The sequence below is a fragment of the Streptomyces sp. NBC_01116 genome (assembly GCF_041435495.1).
Classification (GTDB): Bacteria; Actinomycetota; Actinomycetes; order Streptomycetales; family Streptomycetaceae; genus Streptomyces.
In genome coordinates this window covers 5,102,539-5,122,415 of record NZ_CP108644.1, presented here as the reverse complement: position 1 = coordinate 5,122,415, position 19,877 = coordinate 5,102,539, and the positions used below count along the sequence as shown (strand labels likewise).

At 71.1% G+C, this 19,877-nt stretch carries 22 protein-coding genes; 15 read left to right on the top strand and 7 right to left on the bottom strand.

Translation table 11 applies throughout. The features are described 5' to 3' along the window. Window positions 1-41: 41 nt before the first annotated feature. The 5 genes from OG245_RS22495 to OG245_RS22475 all read left to right on the top strand — a co-directional run bounded on the left by OG245_RS22495 (window position 42) and on the right by OG245_RS22475 (window position 7,445). Complete coding sequence (locus tag OG245_RS22495) at window positions 42-1,229, top strand: sensor histidine kinase (protein WP_371625287.1); 1,188 nt, start codon at window positions 42-44, stop codon at window positions 1,227-1,229. A gap of 236 nt (window positions 1,230-1,465) precedes the next feature. Beyond that, window positions 1,466-2,851 carry a sensor histidine kinase gene (locus tag OG245_RS22490; RefSeq protein WP_371625286.1) on the top strand — a complete coding sequence of 462 codons (1,386 nt, stop codon included), beginning with the start codon at window positions 1,466-1,468 and terminating at the stop codon, window positions 2,849-2,851. Between the two features lie 474 nt (window positions 2,852-3,325). Next, a complete protein-coding gene (locus OG245_RS22485; RefSeq protein ID WP_371627956.1) occupies window positions 3,326-3,985 on the top strand; it encodes a LuxR C-terminal-related transcriptional regulator in 660 nt (219 codons plus the stop codon). A 429-nt stretch (window positions 3,986-4,414) separates the two neighbouring features. Beyond that, on the top strand, window positions 4,415-6,379 hold the full coding sequence (locus OG245_RS22480) for a 2-oxoacid:acceptor oxidoreductase subunit alpha (protein WP_371625285.1): 1,965 nt from the start codon (window positions 4,415-4,417) through the stop codon (window positions 6,377-6,379). After that, window positions 6,372-7,445, top strand: a complete 1,074-nt coding sequence (locus OG245_RS22475; protein WP_219611703.1) for a 2-oxoacid:ferredoxin oxidoreductase subunit beta — start codon at window positions 6,372-6,374, stop codon at window positions 7,443-7,445. Before OG245_RS22480 ends, OG245_RS22475 begins: the two co-directional genes overlap by 8 nt. Window positions 7,446-7,503: 58 nt before the next feature. Here the strand turns inward: OG245_RS22475 and OG245_RS22470 are convergent, their stop codons facing one another. Then, complete coding sequence (locus OG245_RS22470) at window positions 7,504-7,839, bottom strand: winged helix-turn-helix transcriptional regulator (RefSeq protein WP_371627955.1); 336 nt, start codon at window positions 7,837-7,839, stop codon at window positions 7,504-7,506. 301 nt (window positions 7,840-8,140) lie between these two features. Here OG245_RS22470 and OG245_RS22465 point away from each other — a divergent pair, with 301 nt between their 5' ends. The 5 genes from OG245_RS22465 (at window position 8,141) to OG245_RS22445 (ending at window position 12,885) form a co-directional block, all read left to right on the top strand. Continuing rightward, window positions 8,141-9,001, top strand: coding sequence for an SDR family oxidoreductase (locus OG245_RS22465; protein ID WP_371625284.1), 861 nt, complete (start codon window positions 8,141-8,143; stop codon window positions 8,999-9,001). 150 nt (window positions 9,002-9,151) lie between these two features. After that, window positions 9,152-10,129: an EamA family transporter RarD gene (gene rarD, locus OG245_RS22460; protein ID WP_371625283.1), complete on the top strand. Its 978-nt coding sequence runs from the start codon at window positions 9,152-9,154 to the stop codon at window positions 10,127-10,129. An 86-nt stretch (window positions 10,130-10,215) separates the two neighbouring features. Next, window positions 10,216-11,931 (top strand): FAD-dependent monooxygenase, encoded by a 1,716-nt coding sequence (locus tag OG245_RS22455; protein WP_371625282.1) that lies wholly within the window; start codon window positions 10,216-10,218, stop codon window positions 11,929-11,931. Between the two features lie 19 nt (window positions 11,932-11,950). Further along, the gene (locus OG245_RS22450; RefSeq protein ID WP_371625281.1) at window positions 11,951-12,454 is read left to right on the top strand and encodes a hypothetical protein; all 504 of its coding nucleotides are present in this window, start codon (window positions 11,951-11,953) and stop codon (window positions 12,452-12,454) included. 71 nt (window positions 12,455-12,525) lie between these two features. Beyond that, window positions 12,526-12,885, top strand: coding sequence for a hypothetical protein (locus tag OG245_RS22445; RefSeq protein ID WP_371625280.1), 360 nt, complete (start codon window positions 12,526-12,528; stop codon window positions 12,883-12,885). A 149-nt stretch (window positions 12,886-13,034) separates the two neighbouring features. On the opposite strand, the gene OG245_RS22440 is transcribed toward OG245_RS22445, so the two are convergent. Beyond that, window positions 13,035-13,373 carry a MerR family transcriptional regulator gene (locus OG245_RS22440; RefSeq protein ID WP_371625279.1) on the bottom strand — a complete coding sequence of 113 codons (339 nt, stop codon included), beginning with the start codon at window positions 13,371-13,373 and terminating at the stop codon, window positions 13,035-13,037. Between the two features lie 603 nt (window positions 13,374-13,976). After that, window positions 13,977-14,627, bottom strand: coding sequence for an ABATE domain-containing protein (locus tag OG245_RS22435; protein WP_371627954.1), 651 nt, complete (start codon window positions 14,625-14,627; stop codon window positions 13,977-13,979). A gap of 136 nt (window positions 14,628-14,763) precedes the next feature. Between OG245_RS22435 and OG245_RS22430 the strand changes: the two genes are divergently transcribed. Next, the gene (locus OG245_RS22430) at window positions 14,764-15,219 is read left to right on the top strand and encodes a VOC family protein (protein WP_371625278.1); all 456 of its coding nucleotides are present in this window, start codon (window positions 14,764-14,766) and stop codon (window positions 15,217-15,219) included. 148 nt (window positions 15,220-15,367) lie between these two features. On the opposite strand, the gene OG245_RS22425 is transcribed toward OG245_RS22430, so the two are convergent. From OG245_RS22425 to OG245_RS22410, 4 genes are all read right to left on the bottom strand, one after another. Further along, complete coding sequence (locus OG245_RS22425) at window positions 15,368-16,480, bottom strand: NYN domain-containing protein (RefSeq protein WP_371625277.1); 1,113 nt, start codon at window positions 16,478-16,480, stop codon at window positions 15,368-15,370. A 233-nt stretch (window positions 16,481-16,713) separates the two neighbouring features. Next, entirely contained in the window at window positions 16,714-17,166 is a 453-nt protein-coding gene (locus tag OG245_RS22420) for a hypothetical protein (RefSeq protein WP_371625276.1), read from the bottom strand. A gap of 5 nt (window positions 17,167-17,171) precedes the next feature. Next, window positions 17,172-17,567, bottom strand: a complete 396-nt coding sequence (locus OG245_RS22415) for a hypothetical protein (RefSeq protein ID WP_371625275.1) — start codon at window positions 17,565-17,567, stop codon at window positions 17,172-17,174. A gap of 17 nt (window positions 17,568-17,584) precedes the next feature. After that, window positions 17,585-17,845 (bottom strand): hypothetical protein, encoded by a 261-nt coding sequence (locus OG245_RS22410; protein ID WP_371625274.1) that lies wholly within the window; start codon window positions 17,843-17,845, stop codon window positions 17,585-17,587. A 107-nt stretch (window positions 17,846-17,952) separates the two neighbouring features. On the opposite strand from OG245_RS22410, the gene OG245_RS22405 reads away from it, so the two are divergent. From OG245_RS22405 to OG245_RS22390, 4 genes are all read left to right on the top strand, one after another. After that, entirely contained in the window at window positions 17,953-18,789 is an 837-nt protein-coding gene (locus OG245_RS22405) for a Scr1 family TA system antitoxin-like transcriptional regulator (RefSeq protein ID WP_371625273.1), read from the top strand. Next, entirely contained in the window at window positions 18,786-18,995 is a 210-nt protein-coding gene (locus OG245_RS22400; protein WP_371625272.1) for a DUF397 domain-containing protein, read from the top strand. The genes OG245_RS22405 and OG245_RS22400 overlap by 4 nt, the downstream gene beginning before the upstream one ends. A 181-nt stretch (window positions 18,996-19,176) precedes the next feature. Next, entirely contained in the window at window positions 19,177-19,389 is a 213-nt protein-coding gene (locus OG245_RS22395) for a hypothetical protein (protein ID WP_371625271.1), read from the top strand. Continuing rightward, the gene (locus tag OG245_RS22390) at window positions 19,373-19,876 is read left to right on the top strand and encodes a DUF6879 family protein (protein ID WP_371625270.1); all 504 of its coding nucleotides are present in this window, start codon (window positions 19,373-19,375) and stop codon (window positions 19,874-19,876) included. Before OG245_RS22395 ends, OG245_RS22390 begins: the two co-directional genes overlap by 17 nt. Window position 19,877: the final 1 nt, after the last annotated feature.

The following is a 19,877-nucleotide window of genomic DNA, read 5'->3' as shown; positions in this document are numbered from 1 at the left end:
GCCCCATGGTGGGCGCGCGTGCGGCCCGGCAGGCTGGGGGTATGACCATGAGCCCTTCCGTGCCGGATCCCGACCTGCCGCCGCCCGCCCGCTTCGCCCTCGACCGGTGGACCTGGCGGGAGGTCGGGTATCTGCTCGCCAATCTGCCGTTGGCCGTCGTCGGGTTCGTCTACACGGTGGTCGTGATCGCCGTCGGCGCCGGGCTCTCCGTCACCGTGATCGGGCTGCCGCTGCTGGTCGGCGGGCTCCAGGGCTCCCGGCTGCTGGGCCGGCTGGAGCGGTGGCGGGCGCGGCGGATGCTCGGTGTGCGGGTCGAGGAGCCGAGTCCGCCGGCGCGCGGCCACCGGGGGCAGGGGTTCTTCGTCCGGCTGTGGGCGGGGCTCAAGGACCCGGTGGGCTGGCGGGCGTTGCTGTACGGGTTCGTCCGACTGCCGTGGGGAGTGCTGACGTTCGCGGTGACGCTGGTGAGCCTGTTCGTCCTGTGGCCGGTGCTGCCGTTCATCACGCGGGGGCTGACGACGGTGGACCGGGCGATGGCGCGGGGGCTGTTGGCGCCCTCGGACGAGTTGGAGCGGCGCATCGCCGAGCTGGAGTCGGACCGGGGCGTGGTCGTGGACACCGCCGCCGCCGACCTGCGCCGGATCGAGCGCGACCTGCACGACGGGGCACAGGCCCGCCTGGTCGCCCTCGCCATGGGGCTCGGTCTGGCGAAGGAGAAGCTCACCGACGACCCCGAGGCCGCCGCCCGCATGGTCGACGAGGCCCACGGCGAGATCAAGGTGGCCCTCCAGGAGCTGCGCGACCTGGCCCGCGGGATCCACCCCGCCGTCCTCACCGACCGGGGCCTGGACGCCGCGCTCTCCGCCATCGCCTCCCGCTGCACGGTTCCGGTCAAGGTGTCGGTGGGGCTGCGGGGTCGTCCGGCGGAGGCGATCGAGGGCATCGCGTACTTCACCGTCTCGGAGCTCCTCCAGAACGTCAGCAAGCACAGCGGGGCACGGTCGGCCTCCGTCGACGTGTGGCGTTCGGGGGACCGGCTGATGCTCCAGGTCACGGACGACGGCGGGGGCGGGGCCCGGATGGACGGCGGTACGGGTCTCGCGGGGCTCGCCGAGCGGCTCGACGCGGTCGACGGGGTGCTCGTCCTGGACTCGCCGGAGGGCGGGCCGACGACCGTCACCGCCGAGCTGCCCTGGCGCGACCGGACCGCAGCCCGGCCGGCCGCCTGACCGCCCGGCCGGGGGTTTTCCCCACCCCCGGGCGGCCGGGGGTGGGGAAAACCCCCGGGTGGATACGGAGAGGGACCTCATGGTGCGGAAGGCCGCCGGCCAGCACCCTTGAGGGAGAACGGTCCGAGGTGACGGGCCGCCGCCGACGCCATCACGGCGCAGGCCCCACGCACAGCCCAGTGCCCCACGCACAGCCCCCTGAGAGACTTCAGACAGAGACGGAACGGACGGGACTCATGGCCACGGCATACGGACCGGACACGCGGGACCGGGAGCATCAGGGTTCCGGCCCCGGCTTCGGGGCGAACACCCCGGCGAACACCCCGGCGAAGACCCCGGCGAAGCACTTTCTCCCCGCGCCGCTGCGTGCGCCCCTGGAGGCCCGCACCTGGCGCGAGCTGCTCTACGCGCTGCTGAGCTTTCCGCTCGCCACGGCGGCGTTCGTCTTCGCGGTCACCATGACGTCGCTGAGCGCGGGCCTGCTGGTCACCTTCATCGGGATACCGGTTCTCGCCGCCGGTCTCGCCGTCTGCCGGGGCTTCGGTGCGCTGGAGCGGCACCGGGCACGCGGGCTGCTGCGGGTGGAGGTCGCGGATCCGGAGCGGGTGCGGGGGAAGACCGGCGGCCCGTTGTCCTGGATGGGCGCGGTCCTCAAGAGCGGGGTGTCCTGGCGGCACCTGGTGTACACGCTGCTCCACTTCCCGTGGGCCACGTTCACGTTCGTCGTCGCGATCACGTTCTGGACGTACGGCCTGGCGGCGCTGACGTATCCGCTGTGGTTCTGGCTCTTCCCGGTCTTCGGCGGGCAGGGCGGCCTCCAGCTGTACGGGGACCGCACCCACCAGGAGTATCTGGACTCGCCGGGCGAGCTGGCGGTGACGGGGGCGATCGGCCTGGCGCTGGTGCTGGCCGCGCCGTGGATCGTGCGGGGTCTGCTCTCCGTGGACCGGCTGATGGTCACCGGTCTGCTGGGTCCGTCCCGGCTGGCCACCCGGGTGTCGGAGCTGGAGTCGGACCGGGGCGTGGTCGTGGACACCGCCGCCGCCGACCTGCGGAGGATCGAGCGCGACCTGCACGACGGGGCACAGGCCCGCCTGGTCGCCCTCGCCATGGATCTGGGCCTGGCGAAGGAGAAGCTCACCGACGACCCCGAGGCCGCCGCCCGCATGGTCGACGAAGCCCACGGCGAGGTGAAGGTGGCCCTCCAGGAGCTGCGCGACCTGGCCCGCGGGATCCACCCCGCCGTCCTCACCGACCGGGGCCTGGACGCCGCGCTCTCCGCGATAGCCTCCCGCTGCACCGTGCCCGTGACGGTCGAGGTGGACCTGGACGCGCGGCCCGCGCAGGCGATCGAGGGCATCGCGTACTTCACCGTCTCGGAGCTCCTCCAGAACATCAGCAAGCACGCCCGGGCGACCCGGGCCACGGTCGACGTGTGGCGGGCGGCCGACCGGCTGATGCTCCAGGTCACCGACAACGGCCGGGGCGGGGCGTCACCGGCCTCGGGCGGCGGCCTCGCGGGGCTGACGGAACGGCTGGACGCGGTGGACGGGGTCCTTGTGGTCGACTCCCCGGCCGGTGGCCCGACGACGGTCACCGCCGAGCTGCCCTGGCGCGGCTGACCCGAACGCGGAGCCACTCGCCCCGCTCCCGACTTTCCCCACTCCCGCGCTGCCTGCTCCCCCGCTTCTCGATCTCTCGCTTCCCTCTATCGCCTTCACCCTCGTCCCCGCGTATCGCCGTATCCCCTTCGCCCACTCCGCGCCCGTACGCCCCTTCGCCCGGCCTCCCGGTCCGGCGGCGGGGCGTACGGGCGCGATCGCCCGGCCGTACGGCCGTAGTCGTCGCGGGGCGTACGGCCGTCCGTGCCCGGGGTGTAGGGGCCGTCCGCGCCCAGGTCGTAGAGGCCCGTGCTGCCGGTCCGTGCGGGTTATCCACAGGCCCCCCATCCGTGTCCGGGGCCTGGGATGCTTGGGCGGCAGGGGCGTGGTGCGCGGTGGTCGGGCGTGGCCCGTGCAAGGTCGCGGGGAACGCGACATATGCGGCATATTCAGAACAGTGGGGGACTCGTAGTCGTGGAGAACGTGGAGAACAGGGTGCGCGTGGTCATCGCCGAGGATTCGGTCCTGCTCCGGGAGGGGCTCACCCGTCTGCTCACCGATCTCGGGCACGACGTGGTGGCGGGGGTCGGGGACGCGGAGGCGCTGCTCAAGACCGTGGCGGACCTCGACGCCCAGCAGGCGCTTCCCGATGTGGTGGTCGCCGATGTGCGGATGCCGCCGACGCACACCGACGAGGGCGTGCGCGCGGCGGTGCGGCTGCGGAAGGACTACCCGGACATCGGGGTGCTGGTCCTCTCCCAGTACGTGGAGGAGCAGTACGCCACCGAGCTGCTGGCGGGCAGCAGCCGCGGGGTGGGGTATCTGCTGAAGGACCGGGTGGCCGAGGTGCGCGAGTTCGTGGACGCCGTCGTCCGGGTGGCCCAGGGCGGGACAGCGCTGGACCCGGAGGTCGTGGCGCAGTTGCTGGGCCGCAGCCGCAAGCAGGACGTGCTGGCCGGGCTGACGCCGCGCGAGCGGGAGGTCCTGGGTCTGATGGCCGAGGGCCGGACGAATTCCGCGATCGCCCGGCAGCTCGTGGTGAGCGACGGGGCGGTCGAGAAGCACGTCAGCAATATCTTCCTGAAGCTGGGGCTCTCGCCCAGCGACGGGGACCACCGGCGCGTCCTCGCCGTGCTGACCTACCTGAACTCCTAGGGATCCGACACCCTGTCAGTTATCGGTGGAGGTGGAGCTCGGGCCACCGACGGCCACATCCCGGAGCGCCGCGGGAGCGCCCCGGGAGCGCTCCGGGGCACTCCAGGAGCGCTCCGGGGCATTCCGGGGGCACTGCGCGGGCCCAGGGGTGTCCGGCGGGTGCCGGACGGGCACCTCTGATCAAGAAAGGGCCGCCGAAGGCTCGGGCAACCGGGGAGGACCTAGGACGAAAGACCCAGGAGGCGGCCGCCTTCATCCCATGACCGGGGGGTTGCAAAAGGTGACAAACCTTTATCAAAGGGTGTCTCAAAATAGCGTCCACCATATGATCGGTCCCTGGAGGGCCACCTACGCGGACGTAGGGTGGCCTCTGGGATCGCCGGCTGGCCGGACGGTTCCGAACCGCCGCCCCAAGGGAGGTCCAGTTCAGTGACGAGCCAGGTCAGTAGCGCGGCAGAGAAGGCCGATGAGGCCAACGACGCCGTCCTCGGGGGTCAGCGAGCCCCCCTGTCAGGTACGACGGGAACCACGGGCGGCGACGGTAAGGAAGTCCGTCGCCTGGACCGGGTGATCATCCGTTTCGCGGGCGACTCGGGTGACGGTATGCAGCTCACGGGTGACCGGTTCACCTCGGAGACCGCTTCCTTCGGCAACGATCTCTCCACGCTGCCCAACTTCCCGGCCGAGATCCGCGCCCCCGCAGGCACCCTGCCGGGGGTCTCCTCCTTCCAGCTGCACTTTGCCGATCATGACATTCTGACCCCGGGTGACGCGCCCAACGTCCTGGTCGCGATGAACCCGGCCGCGCTGAAGGCGAACATCGACGATGTTCCGCGTGGCGCGGAGATCATTGTGAACACCGATGAGTTCACGAAGCGGCCGATGGCGAAGGTCGGGTATGCGACCAATCCGCTGGAGGACGGTTCGCTGGAGGCCTACAACGTTCATCCGGTGCCGTTGACGACGTTGACACTGGAGGCGTTGAAGGAGTTCGGGCTGCCTCGTAAGGAGGCGGAGCGGTCGAAGAACATGTTCGCGCTGGGCCTGCTGTCGTGGATGTACCACCGGCCGACCGAGGGGACCGAGACGTTCCTGCGGCAGAAGTTCGCGAAGAAGCCGCAGATCGCCGAGGCGAACGTGGCGGCCTTCCGCGCGGGCTGGAATTTCGGTGAGACGACCGAGGACTTCGCGGTCTCCTACGAGGTCGCCCCGGCCTCGCAGGCCTTCCCCACCGGCACCTACCGCAACATCTCGGGAAACCTCGCCCTGTCCTACGGGCTGATCGCGGCCGGGCAGCTGGCGGACCTGCCGTTGTATCTGGGGTCGTATCCGATCACTCCGGCGTCGGACATCCTGCACGAGCTGTCGCGGCACAAGAACTTCGGTGTGCGGACGTTCCAGGCGGAGGACGAGATCGCCGGGATCGGCGCGGCGCTGGGGGCGGCGTTCGGCGGGGCGCTGGGCGTCACGACGACCTCCGGTCCGGGGGTGGCGCTGAAGTCGGAGACGATCGGGCTGGCGGTCTCCCTGGAGCTGCCGCTGCTGATCATCGACATCCAGCGGGGCGGGCCGTCGACCGGGCTGCCGACCAAGACCGAGCAGGCCGATCTGCTGCAGGCGATGTTCGGCAGGAACGGTGAGGCCCCGGTTCCGATCGTGGCCCCGCAGACTCCGGCCGACTGCTTCGACGCCGCGATCGACGCGGCCCGGATCGCCCTGACCTACCGCACCCCGGTCCTCCTGCTCTCCGACGGCTACCTCGCCAACGGCTCCGAGCCGTGGCGGATCCCGGACACGGCGACCCTGCCCGACCTGAAGACCCCCTTCGCCACGGGCCCGAACCACACGCTGGCGGACGGGACGGAGGTGTTCTGGCCCTACAAGCGCGACCCGCAGACGCTGGCCCGCCCGTGGGCGGTCCCGGGGACGGCCGGTCTGGAGCACCGTATCGGCGGGATCGAGAAGCAGGACGGCACGGGCAACATCTCCTACGACCCGGCCAACCACGACTTCATGGTCCGCACCCGGCAGGCCAAGATCGACGGCATCGAGGTCCCCGATCTCCAGGTCGACGACCCCGCCGGGGCCCGCACCCTGGTGCTCGGCTGGGGATCGACGTACGGGCCGATCACCGCGGCGGTACGCCGGCTGCGGGCCGCCGGGTCGTCCATCGCCCAGGCCCACCTGCGCCACCTCAACCCCTTCCCGAAGAACCTCGGCGAGGTGCTGAAGGGCTACGACAAGGTCGTCGTCCCGGAGATGAACCTCGGCCAGCTCGCGATGCTGCTCAGGGCGAAGTACCTGGTGGACGCCCACAGCTACAACCAGGTCAACGGAATGCCGTTCAAGGCGGAGCAGCTCGCCACGGCCCTCAAGGAGGCCATCGATGCCTGAGACCGACGAACTGCTCCACAACGAGCTGCTGCAACTGGTGCCCAAGGCCGAGGCGAAGCAGTCCATGAAGGACTTCAAGTCCGACCAGGAAGTGCGCTGGTGCCCCGGCTGCGGCGACTACGCCGTCCTCGCCGCCGTCCAGGGCTTCATGCCGGAGCTGGGCCTCGCGAAGGAGAACATCACCTTCGTCTCCGGCATCGGCTGCTCCTCCCGCTTCCCGTACTACATGAACACCTACGGGATGCACTCCATCCACGGCCGCGCCCCCTCCATCGCGACCGGACTCGCCACCTCGCGCCGCGACCTGTCGGTCTGGGTCGTGACCGGCGACGGCGACGCCCTCTCCATCGGCGGCAACCACCTCATCCACGCCCTGCGCCGCAACGTCAACCTCAAGATCCTGCTCTTCAACAACCGGATCTACGGACTGACGAAGGGCCAGTACAGCCCCACCTCCGAGCTGGGCAAGATCACCAAGTCGACGCCGATGGGGTCGCTCGACGCGCCGTTCAATCCGGTGTCGCTCGCGATCGGCGCGGAGGCCACGTTCGTGGCGCGCACGGTCGACTCCGACCGCAAGCACCTCACGAGCGTGCTGCGCGCGGCCGCCGAGCACTCGGGCACCGCGCTGGTGGAGATCTACCAGAACTGCAACATCTTCAACGACGGCGCTTTCGAGGTCCTCAAGGACAAGGAGCAGGCCGCCGAGGCCGTCATCCGTCTCGAACACGGCCAACCGATCCTCTTCGGCTCCCAGGAGCCCAAGGGCGTCGTCCGCGATCCGGCCACCGGCGATCTGAAGGTCGTGGCCGTCACGGAGGAGAACCGCTCGCAGGTCCTCGTCCACGACGCCCACGCGGAATCGCCCACGACGGCGTTCGCGCTGTCCCGGATCGCCGACGCGGACACCCTGCACCACACCCCCATCGGGGTGCTGCGCAGCGTCGAACGGCCCGTCTACGACACCCTGATGTCCGACCAGCTAGACGCCGCCGTCGAACAGAACGGCAAGGGCGACCTCGGCTCGCTCCTCGCCGGCAACGACACCTGGACCGTCGTGGGCTGAGGCCGGTCCAGTACCGTACGCGCGCCGCCCGGGGCCCGGGCCCGATCCCCCACGGGGATCAGGTCCGGGCCCCGTCGTACGCCTCGCGCGCCGCCCGCACCGCGTCCACCCGGCGTTCGGTCCACCGGGCGAGCGCCCACACCTGCTCGGCGGCCTCGATGCCGAGCGGGGTGAGCGTGTAGTCCACCCGCGGCGGGATCACCGGCTTCGCGTCCCGGTGGACGAAGCCGTCGCGCTCCAGCGTCCGGAGGGTCTGGGCCAGCATCTTCTCGCTGACGCCGCCCACCGCGCGGCGCAGTTCGCTGAAGCGGTACGAACGCTCCAGCAGCGCCGCCAGTACGAGGACGCCCCAGCGACTCGTCACATGCTCCAGGATCAGCCGGGACGGACACATGGGCTGGTTGACGTCCCAGGCCAGGAGCGAGGACAGGGCCGAGGCCGGCGCCGAGCCCGAGCCCGAACCCGAGGCCGGCACCGAGCCCGAGCCAGGCGCCGAGCCCGAGCCCGGACCCGAGGCCGGACGCCCCGTGCTCCCGTCCGCGCCCTCTGCACTCCTGTCGCTCTCCGCCCTACCACTCTCTGCCATACCGGTACCTTACTTCAAAGTGGGTACTTTCCTTCAGTTAGCGCCACCCGTAGGGTCGTGAACGAACCCGGACCGAAAGCGGACCGAACCACCGAAATCGGAGACCCTCATGAGCATCGTTGTCACCGGAGCCACCGGCGCACTCGGCCGCCTCGTCGTGGACGCCCTGCTGGCCCAGGCCCCGGCCGACGAGGTCGTCGCGGTCGTGCGCGACAAGGAGAAGGCCGCCGCGCTCGCCGCCCGGGGCGTGGAACTGCGCATCGCGGACTACGACCGCCCCGAGTCCCTCGCCGGAGCCTTCCGGCCCGGCGACCGCGTGCTGCTGATCTCCGGCAGCGAGGTGGGCAAGCGCGTGCCGCAGCACACCGCGGTCATCGAAGCCGCGAAGGCGGCGGGCGTCGCACAGCTCGCGTACACCGGCGTGCTCGGCGGGCCGGACGCGGACTTCACGCTGGCCGACGAGCACAAGGCCACCGAGCGGCTGATCCTGGACTCCGGGCTGCCGTACACGTTCCTGCGGAACGGCTGGTACACGGAGAACTACACCGCCAACCTGGCACCGGTCCTGGAGCACCGAGCGGTGCTCGCCAACGCGGGCGACGGGCGCGTCGCCTCCGCCGCCCGAACCGACTACGCCGCCGCCGCGGCCGCCGTGCTGACCGGCGACGGCCATCTGAACACCGCCTACGAGCTGAGCGGGGACACCGCCTGGTCGCTCGCCGAGTACGCCGCGCTGCTGTCCGAGCTGACCGGCGAGGAGATCACGTACAAGAACGTCCCGGCCGCCGCGCACCAGGAGGTCCTGGTCGGCGCGGGACTGCCCGAGAGCTTCGCCGCGATCCTCGTGGACGTGGACGAGGCGATCGGCCGGGGACGGCTGGCGGGCACGAGCGGCGACCTCGCCCGGCTCATCGGCCGCCCGACGACGCCGCTCGCCGAGACCGTGCGCGCCGCCCTGCCCGCAGCCTGAGCCTCGACACGCTCCCGCGCCACCCGCCCCACCTCATCACGCAGGACCGTGTCATGAGTGTTTCCGTGAGACGGCTATGACACGAAGCCCTTCCGGCGCTACCGTCATGCCGTCGGCGGATCCGCCGGCGCGGGCGGGCCGGGAGGGCACGTGGAGGGGAAGAACGAACAGCGGGCAGGCCTGCTGTACGGAATCGGCGCGTACGGGATGTGGGGCCTGGTCCCACTGTTCTGGCCGCTGCTCAAGCCGTCCGGGGCGATCGAGATCCTCGCCCACCGGATGGTCTGGTCGCTCGGCGTCGTCGCCGTCGCCCTGCTGGTCGTACGCCGCTGGGCCTGGATCGGCGAACTGGTCCGCGACCGGCGCAAGCTGGGCCTGATATCGGTCGCGGCGGCGACCATCACGGTCAACTGGGGCCTCTACATCTGGGCCGTGAACAACGGCCAGGTCGTCGAGGCCTCGCTCGGCTACTTCATCAATCCGCTGGTCACCATCGCCATGGGCGTCCTGCTGCTGGGCGAACGGCTGCGGCCGGTCCAGTGGGCGGCGGTCGCCACGGGGCTGGTCGCCGTCCTCGTCCTGGCGATCGGTTACGGGAAGCCGCCCTGGGTCTCGCTGGTGCTGGCGTTCTCCTTCGCCACGTACGGCCTGGCGAAGAAGAAGGTGAACATGGGCGGCCTGGAGTCCCTCGCCGCCGAGACCGCCGTGCTCTTCGTGCCCGCGCTCGGCTTCCTGCTCTGGCTCGCCGCCTCCGGAGAGTCGACGTTCACGGCCGGGGGCGCGGGGCACGGGTTCCTGCTGGCCGCGACGGGCATCGTCACGGCGGTGCCGCTGATCTGCTTCGGCGCGGCGGCGGTCCGGGTGCCGCTGTCCACGCTGGGGCTGCTCCAGTATCTGGCCCCGGTCTTCCAGTTCGGTCTGGGCGTCCTGTACTTCAACGAGTCGATGCCGCCCGAGCGGTGGGCCGGGTTCGCCCTGGTCTGGCTGGCGCTGTCACTGCTGACCTGGGACGCGCTGCGGACCGCCCGCCGCAACCGGCTGCTGGCGCTGAAGCTGCTGGCGACGGCGGCCGGCGCACCCGCGTCCACGGCCCCGGACCCGGACCCCGCACAACAAAAGATTACCTAGTTGCTTTTCTGACTCGGTTGCGTTTTTCTGATCCTGGATGGCCTGGACGGCCAGGACGGACGGGGAAGCATGACCGAAGGAGAGGCATGGGCATGACCGACGTACTCATCGTGGGAGCGGGACCCACCGGGCTGGTGCTGGCCTGCGACCTGGCCCGGCGCGGCGCGGCCGTACGGATCGTGGACCGGTCCCCCGCCCCGCCGCGCACCTCGCGCGCCAAGGGCCCCAACCCCCGGTCGCTGGAGATCCTGGACGATCTCGGAGTGGCCGAGGAGGTGCTCGCCGCCGGTTCGGCCCCGCTGCCGATGCTCAAGTACCGCGACCGCCGCCCGGTCGCGGAGGCCGATCCGTGGGCGGACTGCGCGCCGTCCCCGGATGCCCGCTACGACCGCGGATGGCTGATCGCCCAGTGGCGGCTGGAGGGAATCCTCCGCGACCGGCTGGCCGGGTACGGCGTCCGCGTCGAGCTGGGCCGCGAGGTCGTGGGCCTGGCACAGAGCGCGGGTGTGTCCGAAGCCACGGGCGGCGAAGGCGACGGCGAAGGTCCCGGCGACGGGGAGAACGGCGGCGACGGGGGCCATGTCGACGTCACGTACGCCGATGGGCCGGGCGGACGGGCACGGTATGTCGTCGGCTGCGACGGCGCCCACAGCTCCGTACGGAAGCTGCTCGGGATCGGGTTCGAGGGAACCACCGACGAGGACCAGGTGATGGTCTGCGGCGATGTCGACCTGGCCGAGGACGCCCTGGACCGCACCCGCTGGCACCAGTGGTTCGACGAGGACGGCGCGGTGATGCTCTGCCCGATCCCCGGCACACGGACGGGCTGGTGGTTCCAGGCCGGACCGGAGCGGGACGGGCGGGGGCGGCCGCTCGCGCCCACCGCCGACGGGTTCCGGCGGCTGCTCGCCCGCCACACGGCTCTGCCCGGCCACGACCTGACGCGGGCGGAGCTGCTGTCGACGTACCGGGTCAACGTACGGATGGCGGACCGCTTCCGCGCCGGGCGGGTCCTCCTCGCGGGCGACGCGGCGCACGTGCACGCCGTCGCGGGCGGCCTCGGGATGAACACCGGTATCCAGGACGCGTTCAATCTGGGGTGGAAGCTGGGGCTGGTGCTCGCCGGTCACGCGGACGCGAGGCTGCTGGACACCTATGAGGAGGAGCGCCTCCCGGTGGCCGCCCGGACCCTGGACCTCACCTCGGAGCGGCTGCGGGCCACCCTGGAGGCGATCCGCCGCCCCGGCGGCGGTCTGGACGCGGCGATCACCGCTGACACCACCGGCCTGGGCGTCGGCTACCGCTGGAGCTCCCTGGCCACCCACCACGCGGGCGCGCCCGCGACCTTGGCCGCCGGGGACCGCGCCCCGGACGCGCCCTGCGCCGACGCCGCGACCGGGGCACGGACCCGGCTGCACCGCGTCTTCGCGGGCCCCGGCACGACGGTCCTCGGCTTCGGCCCCGGGAGCGCGGCGGTCCTGCGCGAGGCGGCGGAGGTGTTCGGCGACGCCGGGGTGCGGAGCTGCCGGGTGTACGCGGCGCACGAGGACCGGGCCGGTGCGGCGGAGCCGGGAGCGGTGGTCGACCACGCGGGCCACGCGGCCGCGGCGTACGGAACCGGAGCCTCCGGCCGTACGGGCACGGGCACCGTCGTGGTCGTCCGCCCCGACCACCACGTGGGTGTCGTCGCCCCGGCGGACGACGCCCGCTCCGTACGGGAGTATCTGCGCCGGCTCCACGGAACGGGCGGAACGGGCCGGTCCGCGGAACGGTCCCCCGGCACGGTGGACGCCGCGCGGTAAAGGCTGATTGAGTGCCCGGATGGGGACTGTCCTGGGGGCCATGAGAAACGTGCGGTGGCACGAGTTGCAGCACGCGTACGGCTCCGCGTCCCAGGTTCCCGGTGTGCTGTCGCGGATCGCCTGGGGCGACGCGCCGACCTCGGACGAGGCGCTGAGCGATCTGGAACGCTGGATCGGCACTCCGCCGGTCTTCGACTCGACGGCGGCGACGGTGCCGTTCCTCTGGGAGCTGGCGGCGACGGACACGGTCAGGGACCGGGCGGGCGTCCTGGATCTGCTCGCCACGATCCTGGCCGCCGGGAACACCGAGCACCCGGCGTGGACCCGCGCCGCGCACGACGCGGTGGCGGCGGGCCGCGCCACGGCCGCCCGGCTGGCCGCCGCGCCCGCCACGCCCGAGGCCGGGGGCCCTGACCCGGCGCGGACCGTTCGCGCGGCGGCCACGCGTCTGCTGGCCGCGATCGACCGGCACACCTGCCCGGCCTGCGCCGGCCTCCTCTCGCGCGAGGCACGGGTGCACTGACCCGGCATCGTAGAAGCCGGTGACGGCACACCCCTCGAACCGGCCGGACGGCGGTGCATAGAGTTGGCCCCATGTCGAAGCCTGACGAACTGCTTGTTGATATCGCTGCCCTGGTGGAGTCCGGGCACAGCAATCAGATGACTCTGACCGTGGTCGCCGGGGGTGCTGTCATCACCGGTCGGCTGGCTCCCGAAGCGGTCTGGAGGCAGCGGGTGTCGGAGGTCCTGGCCGACTCGGCCCGCCTGAGCGAATTCTCCGCCGTCTTCACCGCATCCACGCCTGTGGAGGAAGCGCCCACGCATCTGCACTTCCATGTGGCGCGGATCCTGCAGGGAACGGTGGGGATCCCGGACACGGGCGGGATGTACCGCGTGGCGATCGAGGACGTCAGCGCCTGGACCATGGGCGACTTCAGTTACTCCGACCACTGAGATACGTCACTGTGCTCTGACGGAAACCTGCCCGCGGCGGGCCCGACCGGCGCCCGCCGCTCGGGCCACACCGTTTCCTGCCGGCGGGCGCTGCCGCTCATCGACGAGCGGCACGGCAGCGAGCCGCCGGGCGGAAGGTCGACGCCGCCTCAGCCTGCTGTCGTCGGGTTCTCCGGTGCGGCGGCTTTGCGGTATTCGGCGTTGATGCGCTGGGCTTCTTCGAGTTGGTCTTCGAGGATGACGATGCGGCAGGCGGCCTCGACGGAGGTGCCCTGGTCGACCAGCTCCCGAGCGCGCGCGGCGATGCGCAGCTGGTAGCGGGAATAGCGGCGATGCCCGCCCTCGGAACGCAGCGGGGTGATGAGACGGGCTTCTCCGACAGCTCGGAGAAAGCCCTGCGTGGTACCGAGCATCTCGGCGGCCCGGCCCATCGTGTAGGCGGGATAGTCGTCGTCGTCGAGACGCCCGAACGAGTCGCCTGCTGTCATTTGCACCTCTCTGTGGAACGCGTCGAGGGGCCCGAGTGCCGTACGGCACTCGGGCCCCGAAGGAACTGCTCACACCATCCGCCGGCCCTGGTTACTGCGCCGGCCTTCTGTTTCCGCTGATCCGGCCTGGGACTCGCCGGGGTTGCGGGGATCGCGGTTGCTTGACCGGAGACCACCTCACTATCGATGTCCTGCGGTACCCGGACTCACTACTCAGCCCGGGCGATCCTGATGGCGCCTCGCTCCTCCGTTCTTCCCTCTGGAATGAATCACTTGCCTACTGCTGGGTACTGCTCCCGCGTGAAACGCGGTACCTGCTGACGGCGGCCCCTGATCACTGCGGGCCACCCGATGCGGTCGCCAGCCCCGTCGCCGTCCTGCGACAACCCTGGCTTCGAAACTCCGCCACCGCACCGTCCTTCGAACGGCAACTGCTTGCACTGCCGCCCGGCAGTTCGTATCTGCCGGGCCCTGCTGTCTCTTTGGGCTACGAGAGAAACCATATCCACAGCACCGCCCAATGTCTACTCTGGCGAACACAGATTTCCGTGACCCCTGCACCGAGATAGTCGCCACCGACCACTGAGAGCCCACAGGCCCTCTTCACTCGTCGGCGGCGGCGAGCCGGGCACGGTGGACCCGGACCTTGTGGCGGTTGCCGCAGCGCTCCATCGAGCACCAGCGGCGCCGACCGGGGCGGGAGGTGTCGACGAAGAGCAGGCGGCAGCCGTGCGCGCCGCAGGTACGGATCCGGTGGGCGTACGCCCCGGTGAACAGGTCGACCGCGTCGCGGGCGACGGTGGACAGCAGCCCGGCCCCGGTGCCCCCGGGCGCCCACTCCCGGTTCCCGTCCGGTGCCAGCCGGGCCGTCAGGGGCGGGTGCGCCGCCGCGTCGTTGAGGGTGGCGAGGTCGTCCGGACCGGGCGACACCTCCGCCACATGGCCCTCCGCCAGCCGCCACAGCGCATCGCGCAGAGCACGCGCGTCCGCCACCTCCGCCGCGCTCACGACGAGCGCGGGGCCCCGACCTGAACCCACTCCGGACCCGGCCCCGGACCCAGGCCCAGCCCCGGACGCGGCCTTCGGCCCGAGCCCGTCCGGCAGCCGGCTCCCCTCCGCCCAGCGCACCAGGTCGGCCGGCTCGTGCAGCACCTCGAAGTACGCCAGCGGGCCCGGACCTCCGGTCGGCAGCAGCTCCAGACAGAGCGCGCCCGGATCGAACCGGAAGGAACTGCCGTCCGGATGCCGCAGCAGCAGCCCGGCAGCCCCCTGTCCCCCCGGCCGCCCGGAGCGCCCCGGCCGCTCGGACCGTTCGGCCCGCGGGGATCGCGGAGATCGGTCCGGCGTGTCCGTTGCCCTCTCACTCATGTAACCACTATAAACGGTTTCCATGACGCAGACACTGTCCTGGAAGCTCGTGATCGACAGCGCCGACCCGCACGCGCAGGCCGGATTCTGGGCGGCGGCCCTGGGCTATCTCGTGGAGGACAACAGCCCGCTGGTCGAGCAGTTGCTCGCGGCCGGAGCCGTACCGGAGGCCATCACGACCCACGCCCACGGCCGCCGCGCCTGGCTCGACCTCGCGGCGGCCCGGCATCCGGACGACCCGTACGACGAGGTCAGCGGTACGGGGCAGGGGCGGCGGCTGCTGTTCCAGCGGGTACCGGAGCCGAAGACGGTGAAGAACCGCCTCCACATCGACGTGCACTCCGCGCCGGGACAGCGCGACGCGGAGGAGGAACGGCTGGTGGGGCTGGGCGCGCGGGCGGTGCGCACGTACGACGAGCAGGGCGGGAGCTGGGTCCTCATGGCGGACCCCGAGGACAACGAGTTCTGCCTGAGCTGACCTGCGGCGGGCGTCGCGGGCAGGTGGGCACCCGTCGGCGACACCCACCCGCGATGCCCGCCGGTCAGCCCTGCCCGTCAGCGCCCTGCCCGTCAGCCCTGCCCGTCAGCGCCCTGCCCGTCAGCCCTGCCCGTCAGCGCCCTGCCCGTCAGCCCTGCCCGCAACTGCGGCAGACACCCCGGCGACGCAGGTAGTACAGGTAGGTGGCGGCTCCCAGGGCAACACCCCAGACCGCCCACAGGATCGCGGGACCGGTGATCCCCCACGAGGTCGACTCGAAGCCGCGCACCGCCATCAGGCCGCCCGGAACGAGCGCGAGCGCGACGATCCCGGCCGGTACGACGGCGGTCGCCGGATGGATCGTCCGCCCCTTCTTCCACCACACCCAGCGCGGCCACACCTCGCCCCACCTCGCGATCAGCCCGTGCATCAGCAGGCTGCCCAGCGTCGACACCACTCCCAGCGCGAGCCCCATCTCCAGCATGCCGGGCGTGTCCTGCATCTCCTTCAGGAACTCGTCGGTGATGCCGAGCGGCCAACCGAAGTACCAGGCGATACGGGTGATGTCGTACGGGAGGGTCGAGAGCACGGCCAGCCAGACCGCCCGCCGCCCCCAGGTGCGCAGCCCGATGCCGTCGGCCCAGCGCCCGGGCCCGTGCGGGGACCGGCCGCAGTACACGCACTGCCCGTTGGTGCGCCGCTGGTACGCGAGTGTCGTGGCGACCCAGAGCAGCCCGCCGACGAAGAGGATCATCAGGTTTCCGCGGTGCCAGTACAGGATGTCGCCCATGTCCTGCGGACCCGGCACCCCGGTGAAGACGAACACGAGCAGGGCCGGCGAGAACGCCAGCAGCCCGAGCAGCGAGTAGTCGTTGATCAGGAGGGCCAGGGCGATACCGGCCGCCCACCCGTAGACGAGGAGGGCCTTGCGGACCCGGCCGGTCCCGAGGTTCTTCAGCATCAGGACACCGGCGACCACCCCGAGGGCGCAGAACAGGGCCAGCACCGGGGCGACGAGCTCGGCCCGGCTCGGCTCCAGGATCGATCCGGAGGACCGGTCCTCGTGGACCCGCTCGAAGGGGAAGCCGTCTCCGCCGAGCGCCCAGTACAGCGCCGCCGCCCCGTAGAGCGCCGACCACACGACCGCCAGGCAGCCGGACCAGACCGGCCGGCCGGACCACCGGCGCCGGCGGTGCCGGTCCACGCCGGCCTGCGGGAAGGTCCCCCCTCCGGGCGGCGTTTCGGTGACGTTGTTCGGCATGGTGGCCCCCTGGTCCCGGCTCGCACGCGGACCGGTGTCCGGTGCCGGGGATCAAGGCTTCCGGGCGGGGCGCTTCCGCACATCTGCCGATCGGCAGATCTCCGCGCCGTGGGAACCGCCCTCGATGACGTCGGCCTGCGGAACGCTGCCGGCCGCAGGAGCCACCTAGGGCGTGTTTCGAAAGTCCCGCCTGCTCGCCCTCCGGGCGGACGGCGCTACTTTCGAAACACGCCCTAGACCCCCTCGGCCGGGGCCCCCAGCCCGCCGCCCCCGTCGCGGTCGCGCCGCACCTCTTCCCGGATCCGCTCCGCCATGAGATCGGCGAGCGGGTCCTTCACGTCCCAGGAGTGCGCGGCCGGGTGCCGGTCGTACAGCACACAGGCATCCCCCTCCCTGACGGACAGCCGGTGGATGACGGCCGGGCACGGCAGCAGTTCCGTGAACCGGAACGTCCGGCGCTGATCGGCGTCGGTCCAGAACATCCACAGGTCCCGCCCGGCCCGGGCCGAGGCCGACCAGAGCTGGGCCGCGTGCTCGACCTCCTCGTCGTGCTCGCCGAGTTCGCAGAGCAGGAACTCGTCCGGATCGGGCGCTTCCGGCGCCGCGCCGGGCCCGCCCTCCAGGCCCATGAGCGCTACGCGCGCACCCATCTCGGGGAGTTCGGTGAAGGCGGTGCACTGCAACATGGCGCTCATCCTTGCCGGAGAGGAGTGGGAGGGGCAGGGGTACGGGCGGCAACGGCCAGGGGGCGCATGACGAGCCCGTACCAGGAAGCGGCGTCCCGGGCGACGAACTCGTACGGCAGCCCGTCCGCGAGCCGCCCCAGCGCGTAGTCGTGCTCGCGGAAGCTGTCCGCCCAGGAACGGAGTTCGGCCGGTGCGTCGCGACGGCCGCCCGCGGGGACCGGGTACAGCGCATGGGCCGGGACCCAGGGGGCGTACGGGTCCGGGTCGAGCGCGTCCGCGAAGCGCCGGGCCTGCCGCCGCAGCCAGCGGAGGGCCAGCCGTCGTGTCGGCGCGAGGATCCCGCCGAGCCGGACGGACCGTGCCGCGTCGCCGCCGTGACTCTCGGCGACGTACCAAGTCACGCGCTGGCGCTGGACGTTCACAGGACCTCGCCCCGACTGCGGGCGTTGAGCCGTGCGGTCCTGGCCCGGAGCTGCTCCATGAGAAGCGCGGGCCGGAGCCGGTGCGGCTCTGCCTCCCACTCGGTCCCGCCTCCGACGGGCCGCAGCGACCAGTAGGGGCCGGCGACCCCGCGGAACTCACCCACACGGTCACCGCGGCCGGTGTCCACCATGAGCGTGCCGGGGGCCGGGGGTTCGGGAGGCTGCTGCGCGTTCGGGCAAACGTTCTCGCCGTACACCTATCGCTCCTCTCTGTAGCCGTTTGACTACCGGGGCGATTCAGCGTGACCTACCGTGAGGAGCCATTCAACTTGCCTATTCGGCATGGAAGATCGGGGCGGGGTCCGTGAACATCAAGGAGTTGAACCCGGAAAGCTCCGCTCAGGCGGCCTACGGTGCACGTCTGCGCGGCTTACGCGAGAAGCGGGGCTGGACGCAGGAGGAGCTGGGCGACCACAACGGCTACTCCAGCACGCACATCTCGTCGGTGGAAACTGGTCGCAAACTCGCGACCTTGCGCTTTTCGCGTAGTACGGACAGGGTGCTGAGGCTCACGGGAACCGAAGCGTCGTTCGAGCGCGAACTGGGCCAGATCAAGCACGGCAGCCTGCTGGAGGGCTTCCCGGAGTTCCTCGGCTACGAGCGCCGGGCGGCGGAGATCCGGCTGTACGAGGTCGGCGTCATTCCAGGACTGCTCCAGACCCCGGAGTACGCCAGGGTCCTGGCCGACAGTGTCGTCAGGCGACAGGCGATCACTGCCGACCAGGCGCAGGAGCGCGTCGCGCTGGTAGCAGAACGCCAGGCGGCCCTGGCCCGGGAGAGGCCGCCACTGGTCTTCGCGTTGCTGGACGAAAGCTGCCTCCGCAGGCCGGTTGGCGGGCCGGAAGTCATGAAGGCGCAGCTGGACAGGCTCATCGAGTTCGCCGAACAGCCCAACACGGTGCTCCAGGTGGTGCCGTTCACCATGGGAGAGCACCGCCCGTTCAGCCTGCCGATCACCATCCTGACGATGCCTGACCGCTCGCTCATGTCGTACGCGGAATCGGCGCAGCAGGGCTATTTGGAGCGTGAAAGTGGCTCGGTTGTCCCGCATCTGACGGCCTACCATCAGATGCAGGCGGTAGCGCCCTCCCAAGCGGCGTCCGTAGACATGTTCAGGCAGTTGCGAAAGGGCTCCCCGTGACAACCAAGACCCCCCGTTGGTTCATGTCCTCGTACAGCGAAAACGGTGGCCAGTGCGTCGAGGTCGCCACCAACCTCGCCACCCCGCACGGCATCGTCCCCGTCCGCGACTCCAAGAACGTGAGCGGCCCGACCCTGACCATCCCCGCCACCGCGTTCACCGCCTTCGTGGCCGGCGTCCGGGCCGGAGACCTCGGCACCGTCTGAACCACCCGAGCCAGCAGAGCCGAGGCCCCACCGTGCGACCACGGTGGGGCCTCGGCGTGCACGGAACAAGCCAGGTCTACCCGACAACGCGAATATCCGCCTTGTTCGGTAGACGGACATTGCCACTCCGCTCTAGCGTCATCTTTGACAGGAATCGGCACTGAATCAAAGCGGAGACAACATGGCGCGAAGCGGTCTGCACCGCCTCACGGGAAGAAACGGTGGGCCCAACTGCGACGATGACGACTGCCCGAACGTCTACGTGGATACCGCAGACGGCGGAATCGTGGTGCAAGGGAACCAGTGTTCCTCGTTCCAGCCTCCGGCCGGTGAGGCGCTGGTGAAGATTCCCGAGAACGTCCTCAGGGAGGCCGTTCGTGCTCTTGGATGGTGATGCCTGGCGTGAATTCTTCGACGCCTTCGAGCGAGAGGCATGGCGGTTCGAGGCACAACCCACCTACACCATGCCCAGGGAACGGGAGAACATCGCCCGGTTCCTGAGAGGTGAGGACAAACCGTTCGGTCACAACTCACGCTGGCACGAGCGAGTCCAGGCGCACAGGGATGCGGGGCGGACCATCGGGCGCGTACGCGTAGTACGCCGACCTCGCACCGAATACCAGCGCTACCAGTTCTCCTGGGGAATTCCGGGAAATATCGAGGCCGGCGAGGACATCCGCATACTGGACGTTACACACGACGACCTCGGCCTGCCTCTCACCGGTTGCGACTGGTGGATGTTCGACGACAGCCGCATCGCTCACCTCAACTTCCGCCCCGACGGTACGCAGATCAACCGCGAGGCATACAAAGGGGACCCCGCGCCCTATCGGGAATGGAAGCGGATCGCTCTGGAACGGTCTGTTCCGTTCGGGGAGTAAG